This window comes from Rhodococcus pseudokoreensis, from assembly GCF_017068395.1.
GTDB classification, from domain to species: Bacteria; Actinomycetota; Actinomycetes; order Mycobacteriales; family Mycobacteriaceae; genus Rhodococcus_F; species Rhodococcus_F pseudokoreensis.
Genome location: NZ_CP070619.1, coordinates 3098563 through 3117535, shown reverse-complemented (window position 1 = coordinate 3117535; position 18973 = coordinate 3098563). Strand labels below are relative to the sequence as shown.

Below are 18973 nucleotides of genomic sequence, written 5' to 3'. Positions count from 1 at the left end.
TGTGTGCGGGCGAGTGCGGTGCCACCGATGAAGTGCAGTCGATCGGCGAAATGTTCACTGAGGTAAGCCAGGAGTAATGAGATGAGGTGGTCTCGCTCGACCTGCTCGGACGCGACCCCGAATTGATTTGCGACACTGTCGCGTTCGTCGAGGTTCACGACCGTGTCCTCGACCAGGCTTCAGCTCGGGTGAGGGCGGCGGTCATACCGTGTTGTTCGGTGGCGAGGGCGGCTAGACGCGTGGGGTCGCTGCGTTGGTGGAGGGCCGCGATCGCGGTGGGGATTTCGATCTCGGCGTCACCGAGTTGCGGCCACCGTGCCAGATCGAGGATGGTTTGCTCGGGGGTGGTCACCAGTGTGGCCCCGAGTGGGGTATCGATGCGTTCGGCGTCGAGTTCAGTAGTGTCGCGGCGGAGGAAGGCAATGGTGGCGGGCCGGTCGGTGAGGGTGATCGGTCGGTGTCGACGGGGGACGGCGACGACGGCGGTGGCCAACGCTCGGGGTATCGCGTGGTGCAGGCGTGCCGCGCTGATACCCATCACGATGGCCTCGTCGGGTCCGTAGATGGTGGTGGCGATCCCGGCAGCGGTGGCTTCGAGACCCGGGATCCAGGGACGGCCGGCTTGTTCGGGGGGCGTGACGATGTAGTAGCCGGGGGCGGCGCGATGCAGGACGCCACGGGCGACCAGGCGAGCGAGTTCGGGCCGTGGATGGGTGTAGACGCCTGTGGCGTCCTGGGGGCGGAAGGTTCGCAGCGGTCGCCGGGCAAGGGGCGCCGGTACGGCGGTGGTGTGTGCTCGTGTCACAGAACTCCCACCCTTCCAATGCGCATTTCGTAGGGTCTAAGCCTACGAAATGTTCTTATGGCTCGCAAACGACTGAGGGACGCCGCGGATCGTTAGGGTGTTGCCATGGAGCGCCGGATCGAGGATGCCGTGGTCCATTACGTCGAGCACGGCAGTGGCGTGCCGATTGTCGCCCTGCACGGTGCCGGCGTGGATCATCGTGAGATCGAGGCGGCGATCGAGGCCGTCGTTCCGGGCACGGGGTACCGGCGGATCTACCCGGACCTGCCGGGGATGGGCCTGTCGACAGCGGACGGACTGACCGGCAACGACGATGTGGTGACGTTGCTCGCCGCCTTCATCGACGGCCTGGGGGCGGGCCCGGTGATGCTGGTCGGACATTCGTACGGCGCCTATCTGGCTCGTGGTGTGGCCGCGCAGCGACCAGATGTGGTGCTCGGCCTGGCGTTGCTGTGCCCGGTCGCCGAGCGGTCGCGGAACGTGCCCGAGCGCAGCGTGGTTCGTCAGGACGCCGATGCCTACGACGAGCTCGAGCGTGCGCTGTGGGCGGGGTTCGACGAGTACTTCGTCGTGCGCACCCGGGCCACCGCGCGCCGCTACCGCGACCATGTGGTGCCGGGGACGACGCTCGTCGACGAGGATGCGCTCGGACGAATCTTCGCCCGGTGGGCGGTCGACGTCGGATCGAGTGCGTTCGCGGGGCCGGCCTTGATCGTGGCGGGCCGGCGCGATTCGGTCGCCGGGTACGCCGACGCGTGCGAATTGGCCGAGCGCTACCCGCACGCCACCCTGGCCGTCCTCGAGGACGCCGGCCATGCGCTCATGCACGAGCGGCCCGAACTGCTCGCCGTGCTGCTCGGTGACTGGCTCAATCGCCTCGGCCGGAAATAGTTCGGGGGCGATGTCGAGAACCGGTGATCGGCTCCGTCCCTGGGGTGAATGTGACCAGAATGGGTCGCACCCGTACCGAGGAGAACATGATGGCCAAGTACTTGCTGCTCAAGCATTACCGCGGCGCGCCGGCGGCGGTGAACGACGTGCCGATGGCGGAGTGGACGCCGGAGGAGATCTCGGCGCACGTGCAGTACATGCAGGATTTCGCGGCCAAGCTGGAGGGGACCGGGGAGTTCGTCGACGGTCAGGCACTTGCTCCGGAGGGGACGTTCGTCCGTTATGACGGGGAGGGACGCCCGCCGGTCACGGACGGCCCGTTCGCGGAGACGAAGGACCTGATCGCAGGCTGGATGGTGATCGACGTCGAGACCTACGAGCGGGCGCTCGAGCTGGCTGGGGACCTGTCCGCGGCGCCGGGTGCGGGTGGGAAGCCGATCCACGAGTGGCTCGAGCTGCGTCCGTTCCTGACCGAGCCGCCGACGATCGTGGACTGACACTCCGGATCAGGCCTCGAGACCGAGCGCGTTCCGGCCGGCGGTGAGCCGGGAGATGTCGGTGTCGGTGATCGTGTACGACGCGTCATGGACGGCGGTGGCAGGTGCGTCCAGCACCGCGTGGCGCAGATCGGCCGCGACCTCACCGCGGTCGGTGGTCTTCCCGTCGGCAAGCAGGAAACCCGGGAAGCGGCCGCCGAACCGGGCAGGTCGGCGACCCCGACGGCGTCGACGCGGTCCGGGGCCCGGGTGAGTTGCTCGAGGAAGTCGCGGACGGCGCGCAATGGGGGCCGTGCCGAGGCGGGATCGGCCGGGTCGATCTCGCCTCGGCCGGCGATGCGGGTGGCGCTTCGCGTCGTCACGTCATTGTCCCAGGGGAACGGATCGGCGTGCCCGCCGTTTCGGCGCGGCGCACGGGCTGATGTCGGTATCGCTCCCGTCCGGCCGGTTCGGGCGCCGGCATCCGACGGGTAGGCGGTGCGGCTCAGTGTGCGGTCCGAAATGAGCTGCGGCCGAATTCGTCCGGGATTCGAGGGCAGGACGCGAGCCGTCTCCGGACTCGAAGCTCGTTGTACGGCAACACCGAATGGGGCACACACCGCCTTCTCCTCCGGTCGTATCCGGTGGTGGTCGCGAACCTCCAGACCGCGGCCCATCGGCGGAGGTACCGTGGTCAGCGGGGGTACGTGAGAAGGTGACGGTTCATGCCGCTCGGTGGCAGGGCGAACGTGGGGAATCTTCCCCACGAGCTGACGAGTTTCGTCGGCCGTCGCCGTGAGATCGTCGAGGTTCGCCGGCTGCTGTCGGTGTCGCGGCTCGTGACGTTGTCGGGTATCGGGGGCGTGGGGAAGACCAGGCTCGCGTTGCGGGTCGCCGCGGACTCCCTGCGCGCGTTCGACGACGGCGTGTGGTTGGTCGAGTTGGGGGAAGTGCAGGAGCCGGGCGCGGTCGTCGACGCGGTCCTGTCGGGGTTGGGGCTTCGCGAGGGCGGGGGCGCCGCACCCGAGGCATTGCTCGTCGAGTACCTCGTGGCACGGAAACTGCTGCTCGTACTGGACAACTGTGAGCATCTTGTCGAACCGGCCGCCGACCTCGCCGGTTCCCTTCTGCGCGCGTGCCCGGAACTTCGGATTCTCGCGACCAGCCGGGAACCGCTCGGAATCGGGGGAGAAGCGGTGTACCGGGTGCCGCCCCTGACCATGCCGGACCCGGACCGCCCGTCCCCGGCCGGCGGGGACATCGACCACTACGAGGCGATGAGCCTTTTCGCCGAACGCGCGGCGATGGTGGTCCCGGGCTTCGCCGTCACCGGGAACAATCAGGATGTGGTGGCGAGGATCTGTCGTCGACTGGACGGTCTGCCGCTCGCGATCGAGTTGGCGGCCGTGCGGCTGCGGGCGATGTCGGAGGATCAGATCCTGCAACGGCTGACGGACCGGTACGGGCTGCTGACGACGGGCGGTCGTGGTGCACCGGTTCGGCAGCAGACTTTGGCATGGTGCATCGACTGGAGTCACGAGTTGTGTTCGCCGGCCGAGCGGGAGTTGTGGGGCCGGTTGGCGGTGTTCTCGGGCGGCTTCGCGCTCGACGCGGTCGAAGGCATCTGCGGCCATGTCAGGGGTGCGGATCAGGTGGTCGATGTGGTGGGGTCGTTGATCGACAAGTCGATCCTGATCCGGGAAGAGGCGGGCGGGGTGGTGCGGTATCGGCTGCTCGAGACGTTGCGTGACTACGGTACGGAACGGTTGCAGGAGACCGGGGAGTTCGCATCGCTGTTGCGTCGGCACCGGGACTGGCACGAACACCTGGTGTTGCGGGCGGAGTCGGAGTGGATCAGCTCGCGGCAGGTGGCCTGGCTCGCGCGTCTCGACGCCGAACTACCGAACATCCGTGCTGCCCTTCAGTTCTGCCTGACCGGTCCGAGTGAGGCAGATGCCGGACTGCGGATGGCGGCGGCCCTGTACCCGTACTGGCGGGTGCGGGGCCGGCTGCGCGAGGGCATGCGGTGGCTCGCGCAGCTTCTGGCGGTTCAGGGCGGCACGCCCGGTGTGGAGCAGATCAAGGCGCTGTATGTGCTCAGTGCGCTGTCGGGGCTCAATGGCGACCCGGATGCGTCGGCGCTCTATGCCGAGCGGGGAGCGGCGATGGCGGCGCAGGTCGGTGATCGTCTCGGCGCGGCGCTGATGGCCGATGCAGCCGGTTGGCATGCGCTGTTCATCGGGGAGTCCGCGGCGGCGTGCGCGTACTTCGAATCCTCCCTTCCGGTGCTCCGGGAGGACGGCAACCTGCTGTATCTGATGTGGTCGCTGCTCGGTCTCGTGCTGGCCGGAGACGCAGCCGGAGACCGCACCCGGAGTGAGGACTGTCAGCGGGAGATCCTGCAGGTCACCGAGTCACGCGGCGAATCCGTGTACCGCGGATGGTCGCTGTGGGGTGCCGCGATGGGCGCCTGGCGGCGCGGCGAGGGCTCCCGTGCGAAGGATCTGGTCGCGCGAGGGCTGCAGCTCGCACGGCTGGTGGACGACCGCATCAGCGCTTTGGGATGTATGGAGCTCCTCTCGTGGATCGCGGTGGATCAGGAGGCGCCGAGCCGCGCGGCCAGGTTGATGGGTGCCACCGAGGCGCTTGTTCACACGGTGGGGAGTCCGAGCACCATTTTCCCGAGCACACACCTCGAACATGCCAGGTTCGAGCAACAGGCACGCCTGGCGATCGGTGACCGCGCGTTCGAGGCGGAATTCCGGCAGGGCCTCGAAATGCGGTTCGACGACGCCGCAGCGTACGCCCTCGACGAGACGGGGCCTTCCGATACCGCAATCGAGCCGGGACCCACGAGCCTCACGCGGCGCGAACAACAGGTAGCCGAACTCGTCGCCGAGGGCCTGACGAACAAGGCGATCGCCGGCAGACTCGTCATCTCGCAACGCACCGCGCAGGGCCATGTGGAACACATCCTGTCCAAGCTGGGTTTCACCTCCCGCGCGCAGATCGCGGCGTGGAGCATCGCGCAGCGGCAGGGCGAGAATTTGTAATCGTGGGGCCTACTTCGTCGAGGTCAGCGAGCGCAGGAAGAACACCAGGTTGGCGGGGCGTTCGGCGAGGCGGCGCATGAAGTAGCCGTACCACTGCTCGCCGTAGGGCAGATAGACCCGCAGGTGCTGCTGCTCGTCGATGAGCCGCAGCTGTTCGGCATCGCGGATGCCGTAGAGCATCTGGAGTTCGTAGTCGTCAGCGCCGCGGCCGTTCGCCTGTGCGTATTGCAGGGCCGCATCGATCATGGCCGGGTCGTGCGAGGCCACCATCGGGTAGCCCTGCCCGCTCATCAGGATCTGCAGGCAGCGTAGGTAGGCGTCGTCGACTGCGACCTTGCCCTGGTGAGCGACCGAGGCCGGTTCCTTGTAGGCGCCCTTGCACAGCCGGATTCGTGATCCGGGCCCGGACAGGTCCCGGCAGTCGGCCTCGGTGCGCTCGAGGTACGCCTGCAGCACGGTACCCAGCGACGGGAAGTCCTGTCGCAGTTCCCGCACGATCGACAGGGTCGAGTCGGTGGTGGTGTGGTCCTCGGCGTCGACGGTGACCCATGCCCCCGCCTCCTCGGCGGCGGTACAGATCTTGTGTGCGTTTTCGAGCGCCACCTTGTGCCCGTCCCGGGGCAGGAACTGCCCGAGCGCGGACAGCTTCAGGGAGACCTCGATGCTGCGCGGCTCACCGGTGTTCGCGGCGGCGGGTGCGAGTTGCGCCAGCGACGACAGCAACGTGAGGTAGTGCGCCACGGTGCCGTTGGCCTGCGCCAGGTCGGTGGTGTCCTCGCCGAGGTGGTCGATGGTGATGAAGCGGCCGGAGCCGAGGATGCCGGTGGCCGCGGTGACGGCCTGGTCCTCGCTTTCGCCGGCGACGAACCGGTCGACGAGGTTGCGGGTCACCGGGATCTTGGTGACGGTGCGTTCCATGCGCGGGGAGCGGGCGGCGGCGAGCAGCGCCGGCCGCAGCAGATCGGAGGCGGCCATCAGATGTCCTCGGTGATGTCGGCGGTCTGGTGCGGGTAGCGGTGGTCGGTGGCGGGGACGAACGTTTCCTTGATGGTGCGGGCGGACGCCCAGCGCAGCAGGTTCTGCGGGGAGCCTGCCTTGTCGTTGGTGCCCGACGCGCGGGCGCCGCCGAACGGTTGCTGCCCGACGACGGCACCGGTGGGCTTGTCGTTGATGTAGAAGTTGCCGGCCGCGAACCGCAGGTCCTCGGTGGCCTTCGCGACGGCGATGCGGTCGTCGGCGATGATCGCCCCGGTCAGCGCGTACTTCGAGCCCTTGTCGACCAGGTCGAGCACGGTGTCGAAGGATCCAGCGGCCGCGTCGTCGTAGACGTGCACCGCCAGGATCGGCCCGAAGTATTCGGTGCGGAACGCGTCGTCGGTGGGGTCGTCGCCGAGCAGCACGGTGGGGTCGACGAAGTAGCCGACGGAGTCGTCGACGTGGCCGCCGGCAGCGATGGTCAGGCTGGGGTGGCCTTGGCGCGGGCGAGGGCGGCGGCGTTGCGGTCGAAGGCCCGCTTGTCGATGACGGCGCCGCCGAAGTTCGAGAAGTCGGTGACGTCACCGTATTTCAGGTCGGACACCTTCTCGATGAAGTCGTTGCCCATCTTCGCCCACACCGATTTCGGGACGAAGGCGCGGGAGGCGGCGGAGCATTTCTGGCCCTGGAAGTCGAAGGCGCCGCGGATCAGGGCGGTGGTGAGGGTGTCCGGGTTCGCGGAGCTGTGGGCGAGGACGAAATCCTTGCCGCCGGTCTCGCCGACCAAGCGGGGGTAGGAGTCGTAGTTCGCGATGTTGTTGCCGACCTGACGCCACAGGTGCTGGAACGTCGCGGTGGAGCCGGTGAAGTGGATCCCGGCCAGCCGGCGGTCGGCGAGAACCACGTCGGAGACGGCGGCGCCGGGGCCGTTGACGAGGTTGATCACGCCGGGCGGCAGGCCGGCGGCCTCGAGCAGTTTCATCGTCCAGTACGCGGCCACGGCTTGCGTCTCGGAGGGCTTCCAGATCACCGTGTTGCCCATCAGTGCGGGGGCGGTGGGCAGGTTGCCTGCGATGGCGGTGAAGTTGAACGGGGTGATGGCGTAGACGAAGCCCTCGAGGGGGCGGTATTCGACCTTGTTCCACACGCCGGGGGAGGAGATCGGCTGGTCGGCGAGGATCTGCCGGGCGAAGTGGACGTTGAACCGCCAGAAGTCGATCAGTTCGCACGGGGTGTCGATCTCGGCCTGGTATGCGGTCTTCGACTGGCCGAGCATCGTTGCGGCGGCGAGGGTTTCGCGCCAGGGTCCGGACAGGAGGTCGGCGGCGCGCAGGAACACCGCGGCGCGGTCCTCGAACGACAGCGCCCGCCAGGCCGGTGCCGCGGCGGCCGCGGCGGTGACGGCGTCCTGGATGTCCCGGGTGTCGGCGTTGATGAAGGTGCCCAGCACCGCGGCGTGCCGGTGCGGCTGCACCACGTCGATCGTGGGGCCGTTGCCGCGTCGGTGCTGCCCGCCGATCACGTGGTGGATCTCGGTGGGGTTCGATCCGAGTTCGGCGAGCTTGGCCTGCAGGCGGGCGCGCTCGGCGCTGCCGGGTGCGAAACTGCCGACCGGCTCGTTGACCGGCTGCGGGGTGGTGGTGACGGCGTCCATGAAACCTCCTACGAGATGTGGCGGCGAGCACCGCCGCAACGAACTAGTCACAGTGAACACCCGAAAAGCCCCTGATTGATCAGTCGGTTGAACAAACTATGTTGCATCGAGTTGTACGCTTGGCCAAACTGATTTTCGATATCCGAACTGGAGACATCCCCATGAGCCGCCGCGATCGACCCGTATCTCCGGTTCCCGAGAATACGCCGGACAACGGCGAGATCATCACTCTGCGTGAGCTTCTCAGTGCTCTCGACACCGCGGTGGTCGAGCTGGTCGAGGCACCCGCCGGTGACGACGTCGTCCTCGCGTCGGTCGCGCTCGTCGACGGCACCGATCTGGCCGCCGAGATCGAATCGCAATCTCCCATGCCGGACCTGCTGCTGCACGTCGGGGTCGGCAAGGCCGAGGCGGTGCGCTGGTTCGATCGCGTCGCGCAGCGGCCACCGGGGCATCGACCGCGCGCGGTGATGTCAAAAACGGCAGTCGACCCACGCGCACTTCGGACCGCGGCCCAACGCGCGGGTGTCGCGCTGGTGGCCGTGCACCCGAGGGCCCGGTGGGACCACGTGTTCCCCCTGGTCCAGCGGATGCTGGACCGTTCCCGTCGACTGCAGACCGCTCTGGGAGATCAGGAACTGCTGGCCACCGACACCGACCTGTTCGGACTCGCCCAGATCGTGGCCCAGAATTCGGGCGGCATGGTGTCGATCGAGGACGCGCAGTCGCGCGTGCTTGCGTATTCGTCGTCCGACGAATCGGCGGACGAGTTGCGGATGCTGTCGATTCTCGGCCGCGAGGGACCGCGGGACTATCTGCGCGTGCTGCAGAAATGGGGCGTGTTCGACCGGCTCCGCAAGAGCGACGAGGTCGTCGACGTCCCGGCACACCCGAAACTCGGTACGAAGAGGCGGTTGGTGGTCAGCATCCGGGAAACCACTGAAGGGGCGAGTGCGTCCCGGTTGCTCGGGTCGATCTGGGTGCAGCAGGGCGACGCACCGCTGACGCCGGATGCGGCCGACGTGCTGCGGGGCGCGTCGGCGATTGCCGCGCGGATCATCTCGCGCACCCTCAACGCGCCGTCCACGGAGGCTCTGCTGATTCAGCGACTATTCGGTGCGCGCGGGGGCGGGGTGGACGTCCCGTCTGTGGCCGGTGCGCTGAATCTGCCGGTGACCGGCCCGGCCGCCGTCGTCGGTTTCGCTCCGACCGCCACGGACACGGCAGCGCCGATCGGCGACTTCGCGGAATCGGGGAGCATGCTGCGCCTGCACGCCAGTTCCTTCAGCCGCGACTCGGTGGCCACCGTCATCGGCGATCGCGCGTATGTGTTGCTGCCGCGCTACAAATCCGCGAGTACGGTCGCCGCCTGGACCCGGCAATTCGTCGACCAGTTCGAAACGAAACGGTCGATCGTCCTCCGGGCGGCGATCGCCGTCCCCGTCACGGATCTCGCACATGTGGCCGGTGCGCGGGCCGAGGTCGACCGGGTCCTCGACGGCACCGCCGCCACCTTCCCGGAGGGGCGGGTTACCACCCTCGCCGAATCGCGCACCGCGGTGCTGCTCGGCGAGATCCTCGATCTCGTCGAGCAGCACCCCGAACTTCACGATCCGCGATTGGATGCCCTGTTCGAGTACGACACCACCCACTCGTCGAACCTGAGCGAGAGCGCCGAGAGCTACCTCGCGCACTACGGCGACGTCCGCAGCGCCGCAGCGGCCGTGCAGGTGCATCCGAACACCCTGCGGTACCGGATCCGCCGCGTCGAAGAGATCGTCGGCGTGGACCTCCAGGACGCTTCCGATCGCCTGCTCCTCGAGCTGCAACTCACCCTGCGCCGACGCCGGAGGCGCTCCGCGCCTGTGCGTGGTTGACGAGTCCAGAGACTCGCTAACCACTCACGGGCCCGAAGGGCCTACTGGTACGTGCCGTGTCGGCACCTGACCGCGCTCGTGGCGGCCGGGTGCGGCAGCGACGACGCGTCGACGGATGCCACCGTCGAGACACCTCCGGTTTCCGCCGGAACGACGACCAGCGTGCCTGTCCCGCTTCCGGGCACGACCGGCGACGGCTTCCAACTTCCGGTGGAGGGTGCGAGTGAGGACAACGCGTTTACCTATGACGAGGTGGCTGTCCCGGTGGGTTCGTCCGTCCACCTCGAATCCGAGGGACAGGACGGCCGCACGACGGTGACGTTCACCGCGACCGGGCTCGCGCCCAACCGCGATTTCGGCGTGCACGCGCACACGCGCCCGTGCGGGCCGAAACCGTCGGATTCGGGACCGCACTATCAGAACAATGTCGATCCCGCGGCGACCCCGGAATCACCGTCTTCGGATCCCGCATACGCGAACCCTCAGAACGAGATCTGGCTCGACGTCACCACCGACGCGAGCGGCAACGCGCAGTCGTCGACGACGGTCGACTGGGAGTTTCGCGAAGGGGAGGCCAATTCGGTGGTGCTCCACGCGCAGCACACCATGACCGGTCCCGGTCAGGCTGGGATGGCCGGTGATCGTCTGGCCTGCATCAACGAGAACTTCTGACGGCTCTGGCCGTCAGTGGCGACCGGCGGACTGCCTTCCGACGTGCGACGCGGAGGTCCGCGGCCCGCGTGGGCGCGGACCGGGGGAGACACCGAGCACGACGAGCGGGCGACGTTCTTCGTCCGGCAGGGCGTCGGCCCGCCACTTCTTCACCGCTCGATAGAGCCACTGGCCCACCTGTTCTCCGTCGGCGGTGACGTAGTTCGCGGGAACGAGTGCGTTGCCGTGCTCTTCGCGGTAGGCGGCGATGGCGGTGAGCATTCGTCGCCGCTTGCTGTCGGCCGCTGACACGGCCGGGAGCGGGACGGCGTCATCGCTCCACAGGAAGCCGATCGCGTCGAGTTGCTGGATGCGTTGCGGCGGCAGGGTGCCCAGCATCCGGGCCACGCGCTGGCGGTCCTGCCAGCGTCCGAGACGGAAACCGTTGTCGGTGACGTAGTCGGAGGGCATCACGCTGCGGGGATGCTGATGCCGAAAGGCGCAGTAGAGTTGCAAGGCGGAGGCTGCGGACTGGTTATCTCGCATCGAGATCGCATCCTTGTGAGAGCCGTGAAACATTGTCCGGGTAGTCATTAGTTCAAGTATGTCAAACGGATTGACGATCTGTCACGGAAGTCGGCTCGTGTTGGGGTGCAATTGTGTGCGAATGACCGTCCCTGCGGGCCTTACATCGCCATCTCTCGTGCCTTCCGCGCCAATTCGCCGAGGCGGCGGGCCCGGGCGATCTCGGCCGGCGTGAACGGCTCGTCCGCCGACCGGACGAAGACGAGCAGCTCGTCACCCGACGGAATCTCGACACTCGTCGCCGCAGTGGGAACGTCGCTTACGCGCACATCGACGTACTGGGCCCCGAGGAGTTCCGCGATCGACAGCGGAAGTTCGGACGGATCGGCGACCACCCGCGACGCCAACGTCAAGGCCTTGGTCTGGCCGTCGATCAGGGCGAGCGCCGACGCGGGCCAGATCCCGACATCATGACCGCCGCCGGCGCGAACGGCATTCGACAGCGCGTCGGACGAGGTGTCCCGGCATGCCCCGACGATCAATTCGTCGAGTGAACCGCCCTCCAGGTGATGAACGTGCACGGTCAGGATGTTGGCGCCTTGCTCCGCGAGGTGGCGGGCCAGCGATTCCAGCTGACCCGGGCGATCGCTCACCCGGACGCGGATGCGCCAGAGCGACTGTCCGGTAGCGAGGTGGCCGTGCTTACCGTCCGCGGGACCGTGCAGCCAGCCGCCGAGGAGCCGCATCGCCGACGGCTCGACCACCCAGATCACCAACACGGTCGTGGTGACGGTGAGAACCGTGACGGTCATCAGATAGGAGGCGTGGAAATGAATGACCAAGGCGTGGAGCAACAGCTCGACGGGAAACACGGCGCACAGCTTCGCCAGCGCCAGGCGGACGCGGCGGGGATGCGGAAGGCGGCCGCACGCCTCGCACGCGTTGACGTGAACTCCGGGTTCTCGCACGGAATCGTTCATGCACCTACTGTCGTCCCGCCGTGTTGCGAAGCGGTTTCCCCGCACGGTCGGTGGTGTTGCACTTGATCGTGAAATGCGTTGGCGTGCAATCTTGATGTGGTGCAGCAGACATGTGGTGCGGAAGGCATCGCGCGGCAGGTGTGAGCGGGGACATGGAAGCGCCGCTGTTGCCGGGGACGGGCTCCCGGCAGCAGCGGCGTGTTCGGGGAGAGCTCAGCGCAGAGACGCCGCGTCGCTCAGATCCGTTCCCCGAGTCTCCGGGGCCATGAGGAAGCTGACGAGTGCGCCCACGCCGGCGATGCCCGCCGCGATGTACATCGTTGCGGAGAGTCCGAGATTGGACAGCGCCCACGGGGTGGCGAACGTGCCGATGGCCGCACCGATCCGGCTGATCCCGGTGCAGAGGCCGACGGCGGTGGCCCGCACCTCGGTGGGAAACAGTTCGTTGGGGTAGATCCATTCGAGGATGGACGGTCCGCCGTTGAAGAGCGCGTAGATGGCGAACGCGAATGCGATCACCCACAGGCCCGCGTCCGGTTTGATCGCGAGGAACAGCAGTCCGAGACCGGAGAGCACGAAACCCCAGATCAGGATCGGCCGTCGCCCGAGCCGGTCGACGAGGAGCAGTGCGACGACATTGCCGATCAGGAAGAACAGGTTGATGAGGCCGTACCCGATGTGGGCGAGATTGCCGGAGCCGAGGTTGAAGAGTTCGAGGATCTGCGGGCCGAAAGCGTAGATGGCGAACAGCGTCACGATCGTGCACGTCCAGAAGATCGAGATGAACACGACCCGCTTCAGGTAACCGCCGCGCATCAACCCGCGGATGGACGTGCTTCCCTCTTCGTCCGGCAGATCGTCCAGAGTGGTGTCCGCCCCGATCGTCTTTCGCAGCACGGTCAGTGCCTCGTCGGACCGCCCCTTGCTCAGCAGCCACCGGGGAGACTCGGGGATGCTCGTGCGTGCGACGACGATCAGGGTGGCGGGAACCGCGGAGGAGAGCAGCATCCACTTCCAGCCGTCGGGGTTGCTGAGCAGCAGGTATCCGACGAACGCGGCCGCTGTTGCACCCACGAACCACATCGCGTTCAGGCCGCCGACGAGTTTGGCGCGCCACGCCTTCGGTGCGAATTCCGTCACCAGCGCGGTGGCGATCGGATAGTCGGCGCCGACCGCGATGCCGATGATCAAGCGCAATATGAACAACTGCATCTCGTCCGCCGCGAAGAACTGCAGTACCGAGCAGACGATGATCACGATCAGGTCGATGGTGTACATCAGCTTCCGGCCGATCCGATCGGTCACCGCACCGAACACGGCACCACCGAGGAAGACCCCGATGAGAGCGGAGGAACCGATGAGGCCGGCCCACAGTGCGCTCATGTCCCACTGTGCCTGGATCTGCACCATCGCGATGCCGATGATGCTGAGAATGTAGCCGTCGAGGAAGGGGCCGCCCGAGGAGAAGAGGGCGAGTTTGGCGTGAAAGCCGTTGAGCCTGGCGTTGTCCAGTGTGACGCCCGATCGGGCGGTGACGGGGGTGTCGAGGTTCATCTGAGGAATCCCATCGGGGGTGTGGGCTTGAGGATGTGTCCCCACGTGATGTGGTTGCTGCCACAGTAAGAAGAGAATTAGCGGCGCGGAATTACCAATCGCCTACCAATTCATGCTCTGTGCTTATCAATTCGCCGGGTCGACGGCCGCGATTCCGTCGATCTCGATTCGCTTGTCGCCGCGGAATCGAGCCACCTCGACAGTCGTCCGCGGCGGCAGGGGAATGCCGTCCAGCCGAGCCAGATATGCGGTGTTGTATTCGTCGAATTCAGAGAGGTCGGCCAGGTACACCGTGGCCTTCAGGAGGGTGTGCAGGCCACCGCGCGCAGCCTGGAGCGTGGCTTCCAGGTTGTCGAGCGCGACCCGGACCTGGTCGCCGATCGCGGTCGGGGTCCGCCCGTCCGCGGTGATGGGGATCTGCCCGCAAGCCCAGATGGTGCCGGCGAACACCGCAGCCCTCGCGTACGGTCGCTCGGTGCCGGCGGGATGAGAGACGAGTTCACGCTGATCGGTCACGAGTGTGCCTCCGGGACGAGGAAACGCCTGCCGAGTTCGTAGGCGCGCGACCACATCGCGGCGTCGACGAACACGCCGTAGGAGACGGCGTGGCGGTAACGCGTCTCGCGTTCGGCGGCGGTGTGGACGGGACGGGACAGGGGTGCAGCAGGCGACGCGGCCTGGAGGAGCGTTCCCGCGCCGTACGGTACGCCAGTGGTGAGCGCCGCGACGGGGACGTCGCGGTACATGTCGCCCGCCCCCGTCACGACGGTCGCGTCGGCCGGGTGCCCATCGTCGTCGAACGTGACCAGGCGCAGCGCGGCACCGGGTGTGACGGCGTGCAGGGCGTACCAGGCGACGACGTCGTGATCGAGCATCCGGGGCAGGAGGACCGGACGGGACTGCGACAGGGCCAGATCGACGGCCGGCGGACCCGTGAGCAGGGCGCTCCGCGGCGACCGGTCGACGATGTCGACGTCCGGGCCTCTCGTCAGCGTGACGCCGGCGGGGCCGGTCGGCGACTCGAGTTCGGCGATCGTCGTCAAGAGCGTGTCGATGCCGCTGCGGGCGTGGAGTTGCATGGCCGTCACGATGTCGGCCGCGCCACCGGCCTCGCCCGCGCTGACGCCCGCGGCGTACAGGGCGCGGAACGCCGTCTCGCGAACCTCTCGTACCGCCAGCCTGATTCGGTTTCCCGGCGGGAGAGCGGTGTCGTCTTCGATTGTGTGGGTGAGCATGTCGGTCATCGGCGTTCCTGTGATTCGGGCAGTCCGGGGAAGACGTCGTCGAAGATCCGCAACCAGTTCTCGCCGAGGATTTTCGCGATGGTTCCGTCGTCGAGGCCGACCTTCTGCAGGCACTCGGTGAGAACCGGGAAGTCCGACGGGCCCGAGAACCAGTTCGGCCACATCGGCCACTCGGGTTCGACGGGGTTCTGGCTGGGCGGTCGCCAGCGACCGTTGCGCAGCCACGCGACGTAGTCCTCCGACCAGTTGCGGGTGCAGTCACTGCCGATCGCGACGTGGTCGGGACCGATCTGGTCGACGAGCCGTGCGACCATGACCGCGAAATCCGCGCTGGACGTGGATTCCCCTCCCAGGACGTTCGGGTAGAGGCAGCAGCCGATCACGCCACCGCGCGCGGCCAGCGCGTCGATCACCTCGTCCGGTTTGTTGCGGGGGCTGTCGACGAACCAGGTCGGGTTCGAATGCGTGATCGCGACGGGCGTGCGGGACGCGTCGATCGCGTCCAGGCAGGTGCGGTTCCCGACGTGGGAGAGGTCGACGAGCATGCCGACGCGATTCATCTCGGCGATCATGATGCGCCCGAACGCAGTGAGTCCCGAATCGTGCTCGTCGTAGCAGGCGCCGCCCGCCAGGTTCTGAATGTTGTAGGTGAGCTGGGCGACGCGCACGCCCAGTCGGTGGAAGATCTCCACCATGCGATAGTCGTCCCCGAACGGCGACGAATTCTGGAACCCGAGCAGCACGGCGATCCGGTTGTCCCGCTTCGCGTTGCGAATGTCCGCGGAAGTTTCCGCGAGGGTGACGATGTCGTCGTTGTCGGCGGCCAGCTGATACCACTGTGCGACGGCGCCGAGCGTGTCGGCCGGACCGTCCCACACCGCGCAGGTGGCGTTCACCCCGGTGACACCACCGGCGCGCAGTTCCTCGAGGACTTTCCGGTCCCAGTTGTTGATTTGAAGTCCGTCTACCACCAGCAGGTCGGAGTGTGTGAGCGTGTGCACTAGGCGTCCTTTCGCGGCTTGCGGGTGAAGATCCAGTCGTCGTCCACCCCGGCGGCGACGTCCTCGGCCCGTGGGGCTCCCGAGTAGAGGGTCACCCGCAGCCAGTCGGTCGATTGCGGCATGTAGTTGTCCATCCCGTACATCGCCAGCTGGAAGCGCTGCAGATTCAGGGGCAGGAAGTTCCGGGCGAGCAGGTTGTCGCGGGCCTCGGCGTACGGGACGTCGGTGAGCGTCTGGACGCGCGCGACGGTGCCGCGGTGCCGCGGATGTTCGACGAGAAACGCGGCGACAGCGGCGTCGTCGCGAGCGGATTCCAGATCGCGTTCCAGGGCGGCCACGGATCGGGCGACGTCGATCGGATGCTCGACGTGCTCGCCCGGATCCACGCCGCGGCGTCCCCGGCGCGGCTCCTCGTTGTTCTCGGACGAGAACCAGAAATGGGTCTGCTCGTCGGGATCGTCGAAGTCGAAACGCTGCACCCATGCGTAACGGTCCCGGAGGACGGCGCGGAGCTGGGCGCAGGTCTGCGCAGGTCGGACGACCTGCCGCTGATCGCAGTACAGCAATTCCTCGACCTCGGTGTCGAGTTCCGGATGCACCTCGACGATCACGGAGTCCATCACTCCGCGGGCCTCCGCGCCGATCGACGCGGCGCGGTCGTGCAGTGCCTGCCAGGCGTGGTCGGTCGGCCTGCCGTCGATGGTCCCGGAGCCGATGTACTCGGACAGCACGCCCCGGAGCACGTCGAGTTGGGAGGAGAGTTCGCCACAGGTAACGAAGGGTGCCGTCGGCATCTCTGCGCGCTCGGCGAAGTAGAGCGTGGCGCGGTCGAGCAGGTCGCGGGCGAGGTGGACGCACGGGTCACCGGGTGCGGTCGTCTGCGCCAGCGCATGTGCGAGGGGCAGTTCGCGGGTGGCGCACCAGGCGTCGAGCACCTGCGGATGATTGACGACGTAGGGCACCATGCCGAGACCGGTCGCGTTGCCGAGTCCGAGGTAGCGTCGCCAGTCTCCGGACAGCCGCGCGGCCCGCGGGTTCCGGGCCCGGGCACAGTGCTCGACCAGGTCGTAGCTGAATTCACGCAGCAACCAGGCGGTCAGCATGTGCGCACGGTAGGGCAGTCGCAGGGGATGGTCGGCACCGAGCCGATCGAAATCTGCGAGCCCGAATTTTCCGTTGCTGTAGAACGCGGTGCTCCGCAGGATGTAGGCGGCGTCGCCCATCGTCGCGATGTCCGGTTGACTGCCCGCGGACAGCCGGTCGGCGACGTAGTCGAAGAACCGTGCACTGCGGTTCGCGCGGGTCCAGATGAGGGTGCCGTCGTCCGCCCGGCCTTCTTCCTGCCGTGGCACCTGCACTCGCAGTGCACTCGAACGACTCTCGGTGAGCGGCCCTTCTATCAGGGCCGCAGTGACGTCCCAGGCCTTGGCGATGACGCGGTCGGTGCGATCACTCTCGGCGAGGGTCGTCGAGAACACGACGAATCTCACCTCCCGCCCGCCGATCCCGACGCGGTACACGACCTCGCCGCGGCCGTCGGCGTCGACGTCCCACCGCTCGCGCTCGACCCGCCAGTTCTCGGCGGCCGCGGTTCTCAGGAAGGATCGGGCGAAGCTGTGTCGGGTGTAGCGGGCGGCGCCCATGTCGGCCGGGTCCAGAACCTGCTCGGGCGACCGTGCGGATGTCTGTGTCCGCCGGAGCAGTTCGGTCGGTCTCATGCCTCGCTCCTCGGTGTTCCGGTGCGGGAGTAGGCGATTTTGCTCCACGTGAAGAACTCGGCGCTCGTGGCCGCATTCTGCTCGCGGGGTGCCGGGAACGACGAATCCTTGAGTCCGCCGAAGGGAGCGTGCAGTTCGGACCCGGTGTTGGGTGCGTTGACCTTGATCAGGCCGGCGTCGAGGTCGCGAATGCAGCGGCGGGCGGCCCGCTCGTCGCACGTGAAGACCGCGGCGGTGAGACCGAACGACGTTGCGTTCGCGAGGTCGATGGCCTCGTCGAGGTCGCGCGCACGCAGGACGAGGGTGACCGGTCCGAACACCTCTTCCCGGCTGATGGTCAGCGCGGTGGTGCCGGCGAGCAGCGTCGGGGCCACGAAGGCCGCACCCGACGGGGGGAGTGGTGCAGACCCGAGCAGTTCGGCGCCCTCGGACAGCGCCTGGTCGATCGCGGCCGTCACTTCCTTTGCCGCGCGGGCGGAGACGAGCGGGCCGATCTGCGATTCGGGGGCCAGCCCGTCGCCGACGACCAGTTGCTCGACCCGGGCGACGAGTCCGGGCACGAGGTCGTCGTAAGCGTCGCCGACGGCGATGATCCTCCGTGTCGCCGTGCATTTCTGGCCGCTGCTTCCCATGGCACCGGCGATCAGGACAGCCGCTGCTTCCCGCGGATCGACGTCAGGGAGCACGATCGCCGCGTTGTGCCCGCCGAGTTCCATCTGAACCTTCGCGCCGCGCGGAACCGCGGCAGCCTGAATCGACCTGCCCACCGGCACCGAGCCGGTGAACGTGACTCCCGAGATCTCCTCCCGCGACACCAGTTCGGCGCCGATCGTCCCCGGGCCCAGGACCATGTTGAGGACTCCGGCCGGAACACCGGCTGCGGCAAGGACTTCGGCGAAGGCAGCGGCCACCGCCACCGTATCGCTGGCCGGTTTCCAGACCACCGTGTTGCCCCACAACAGTGCCGGCGCCAACTTCCACGCCGGAATCTGCAGCGGGAAATTCCACGGGGTGATCGCGGCGACCACACCGAGCGGGCGGCGGACCGTGCGGATCACCTCGTCGGGATGCGACGAGGGGAAGGTAGCGCCGTCGGCGTTGCGTGCCTGCGCCGCGTGGTAGTGCAGGGTCTCGACGGTGGCTCCCACCTCGGCCCGCGACTCGGGGAGCGTCTTGCCCTGCTCACGGGTCATGAGTTCCGCGACCGCGTCGGCACGGTCGGCGAGGATCTCGGCCGCCCGGCGGAGGACGAGTCCGCGCGCGATGATTCCGCGGTCGTCCCACTCGCGGCGTGCCGACACCGCGGCAGCCACCGCCGCGTCGAGGAGGCGACTGTCGGCCGGATGGTATTCCGCGACGACCGTCTCGTCGGCGGGGTTCGTCGTCGCTGCGACCGGACCGTCGCCGTCCACCCACTCACCGCCGATCAGGTGGCGGAGACGGTTGTCCGTGTCTGGTGCGGTGAGGTGGTGCTCCACTGCTGACTCCTCGAAGGCCTGGTAATTCGGTGCCCTCAACGCTAGGCCCGGCGCCCACGGTGCAGAAGTACCTATTGTCAACCGACTGATA

General features: G+C 67.8%; 15 protein-coding genes and 1 pseudogene. 5 read left to right on the top strand and 11 right to left on the bottom strand.

What is annotated here, in order from left to right; all coding sequences use genetic code 11:
• Positions 1-154: 154 nt before the first annotated feature.
• Entirely contained in the window at positions 155-805 is a 651-nt protein-coding gene (locus tag JWS13_RS19360; protein WP_206007053.1) for a type IV toxin-antitoxin system AbiEi family antitoxin domain-containing protein, read from the bottom strand.
• Between the two features lie 105 nt (positions 806-910).
• On the opposite strand from JWS13_RS19360, the gene JWS13_RS19355 reads away from it, so the two are divergent.
• The 3 genes from JWS13_RS19355 (at position 911) to JWS13_RS19340 (ending at position 5225) form a co-directional block, all read left to right on the top strand.
• Complete coding sequence (locus tag JWS13_RS19355; protein WP_206007052.1) at positions 911-1696, top strand: alpha/beta fold hydrolase; 786 nt, start codon at positions 911-913, stop codon at positions 1694-1696.
• Positions 1697-1785: 89 nt separating this feature from the next.
• A complete protein-coding gene (locus tag JWS13_RS19350; protein ID WP_206011658.1) occupies positions 1786-2193 on the top strand; it encodes a YciI family protein in 408 nt (135 codons plus the stop codon).
• A gap of 704 nt (positions 2194-2897) precedes the next feature.
• Entirely contained in the window at positions 2898-5225 is a 2328-nt protein-coding gene (locus JWS13_RS19340) for an ATP-binding protein (RefSeq protein ID WP_206007051.1), read from the top strand.
• Positions 5226-5234: 9 nt separating this feature from the next.
• Here the strand turns inward: JWS13_RS19340 and JWS13_RS19335 are convergent, their stop codons facing one another.
• Both JWS13_RS19335 and pruA read right to left on the bottom strand, forming a co-directional pair.
• Entirely contained in the window at positions 5235-6200 is a 966-nt protein-coding gene (locus JWS13_RS19335) for a proline dehydrogenase family protein (RefSeq protein WP_206007050.1), read from the bottom strand.
• Positions 6200-7854 (bottom strand): annotated as a pseudogene (gene pruA / locus JWS13_RS19330) (L-glutamate gamma-semialdehyde dehydrogenase). Before pruA ends, JWS13_RS19335 begins: the two are co-directional and overlap by 1 nt.
• A gap of 161 nt (positions 7855-8015) precedes the next feature.
• Here pruA and JWS13_RS19325 point away from each other — a divergent pair.
• Complete coding sequence (locus JWS13_RS19325; RefSeq protein ID WP_206007049.1) at positions 8016-9731, top strand: PucR family transcriptional regulator; 1716 nt, start codon at positions 8016-8018, stop codon at positions 9729-9731.
• Between the two features lie 51 nt (positions 9732-9782).
• Positions 9783-10403, top strand: coding sequence for a superoxide dismutase family protein (locus JWS13_RS19320; protein WP_206007048.1), 621 nt, complete (start codon positions 9783-9785; stop codon positions 10401-10403).
• 12 nt (positions 10404-10415) lie between these two features.
• Here JWS13_RS19320 and JWS13_RS19315 read toward each other — a convergent pair whose 3' ends face one another.
• The 8 genes from JWS13_RS19315 to JWS13_RS19280 all read right to left on the bottom strand — a co-directional run bounded on the left by JWS13_RS19315 (position 10416) and on the right by JWS13_RS19280 (position 18882).
• On the bottom strand, positions 10416-10928 hold the full coding sequence (locus JWS13_RS19315; protein ID WP_206007047.1) for a helicase associated domain-containing protein: 513 nt from the start codon (positions 10926-10928) through the stop codon (positions 10416-10418).
• 140 nt (positions 10929-11068) lie between these two features.
• Positions 11069-11887: an ACT domain-containing protein gene (locus JWS13_RS19310; protein ID WP_206007046.1), complete on the bottom strand. Its 819-nt coding sequence runs from the start codon at positions 11885-11887 to the stop codon at positions 11069-11071.
• Between the two features lie 213 nt (positions 11888-12100).
• Entirely contained in the window at positions 12101-13441 is a 1341-nt protein-coding gene (locus JWS13_RS19305) for an MFS transporter (protein ID WP_206007045.1), read from the bottom strand.
• Between the two features lie 126 nt (positions 13442-13567).
• Positions 13568-13957, bottom strand: coding sequence for a RidA family protein (locus JWS13_RS19300; RefSeq protein WP_206007044.1), 390 nt, complete (start codon positions 13955-13957; stop codon positions 13568-13570).
• Positions 13954-14685 carry a hypothetical protein gene (locus JWS13_RS19295; protein WP_206007043.1) on the bottom strand — a complete coding sequence of 244 codons (732 nt, stop codon included), beginning with the start codon at positions 14683-14685 and terminating at the stop codon, positions 13954-13956. The genes JWS13_RS19300 and JWS13_RS19295 overlap by 4 nt, the downstream gene beginning before the upstream one ends.
• Positions 14682-15686, bottom strand: coding sequence for a membrane dipeptidase (locus tag JWS13_RS19290; protein WP_206007042.1), 1005 nt, complete (start codon positions 15684-15686; stop codon positions 14682-14684). The genes JWS13_RS19295 and JWS13_RS19290 overlap by 4 nt, the downstream gene beginning before the upstream one ends.
• Complete coding sequence (locus JWS13_RS19285) at positions 15686-17404, bottom strand: hypothetical protein (protein WP_206007041.1); 1719 nt, start codon at positions 17402-17404, stop codon at positions 15686-15688. Before JWS13_RS19285 ends, JWS13_RS19290 begins: the two co-directional genes overlap by 1 nt.
• A complete protein-coding gene (locus JWS13_RS19280) occupies positions 17401-18882 on the bottom strand; it encodes an aldehyde dehydrogenase family protein (protein WP_206007040.1) in 1482 nt (493 codons plus the stop codon). The genes JWS13_RS19285 and JWS13_RS19280 overlap by 4 nt, the downstream gene beginning before the upstream one ends.
• Between the last annotated feature and the right edge of the window lie 91 nt (positions 18883-18973).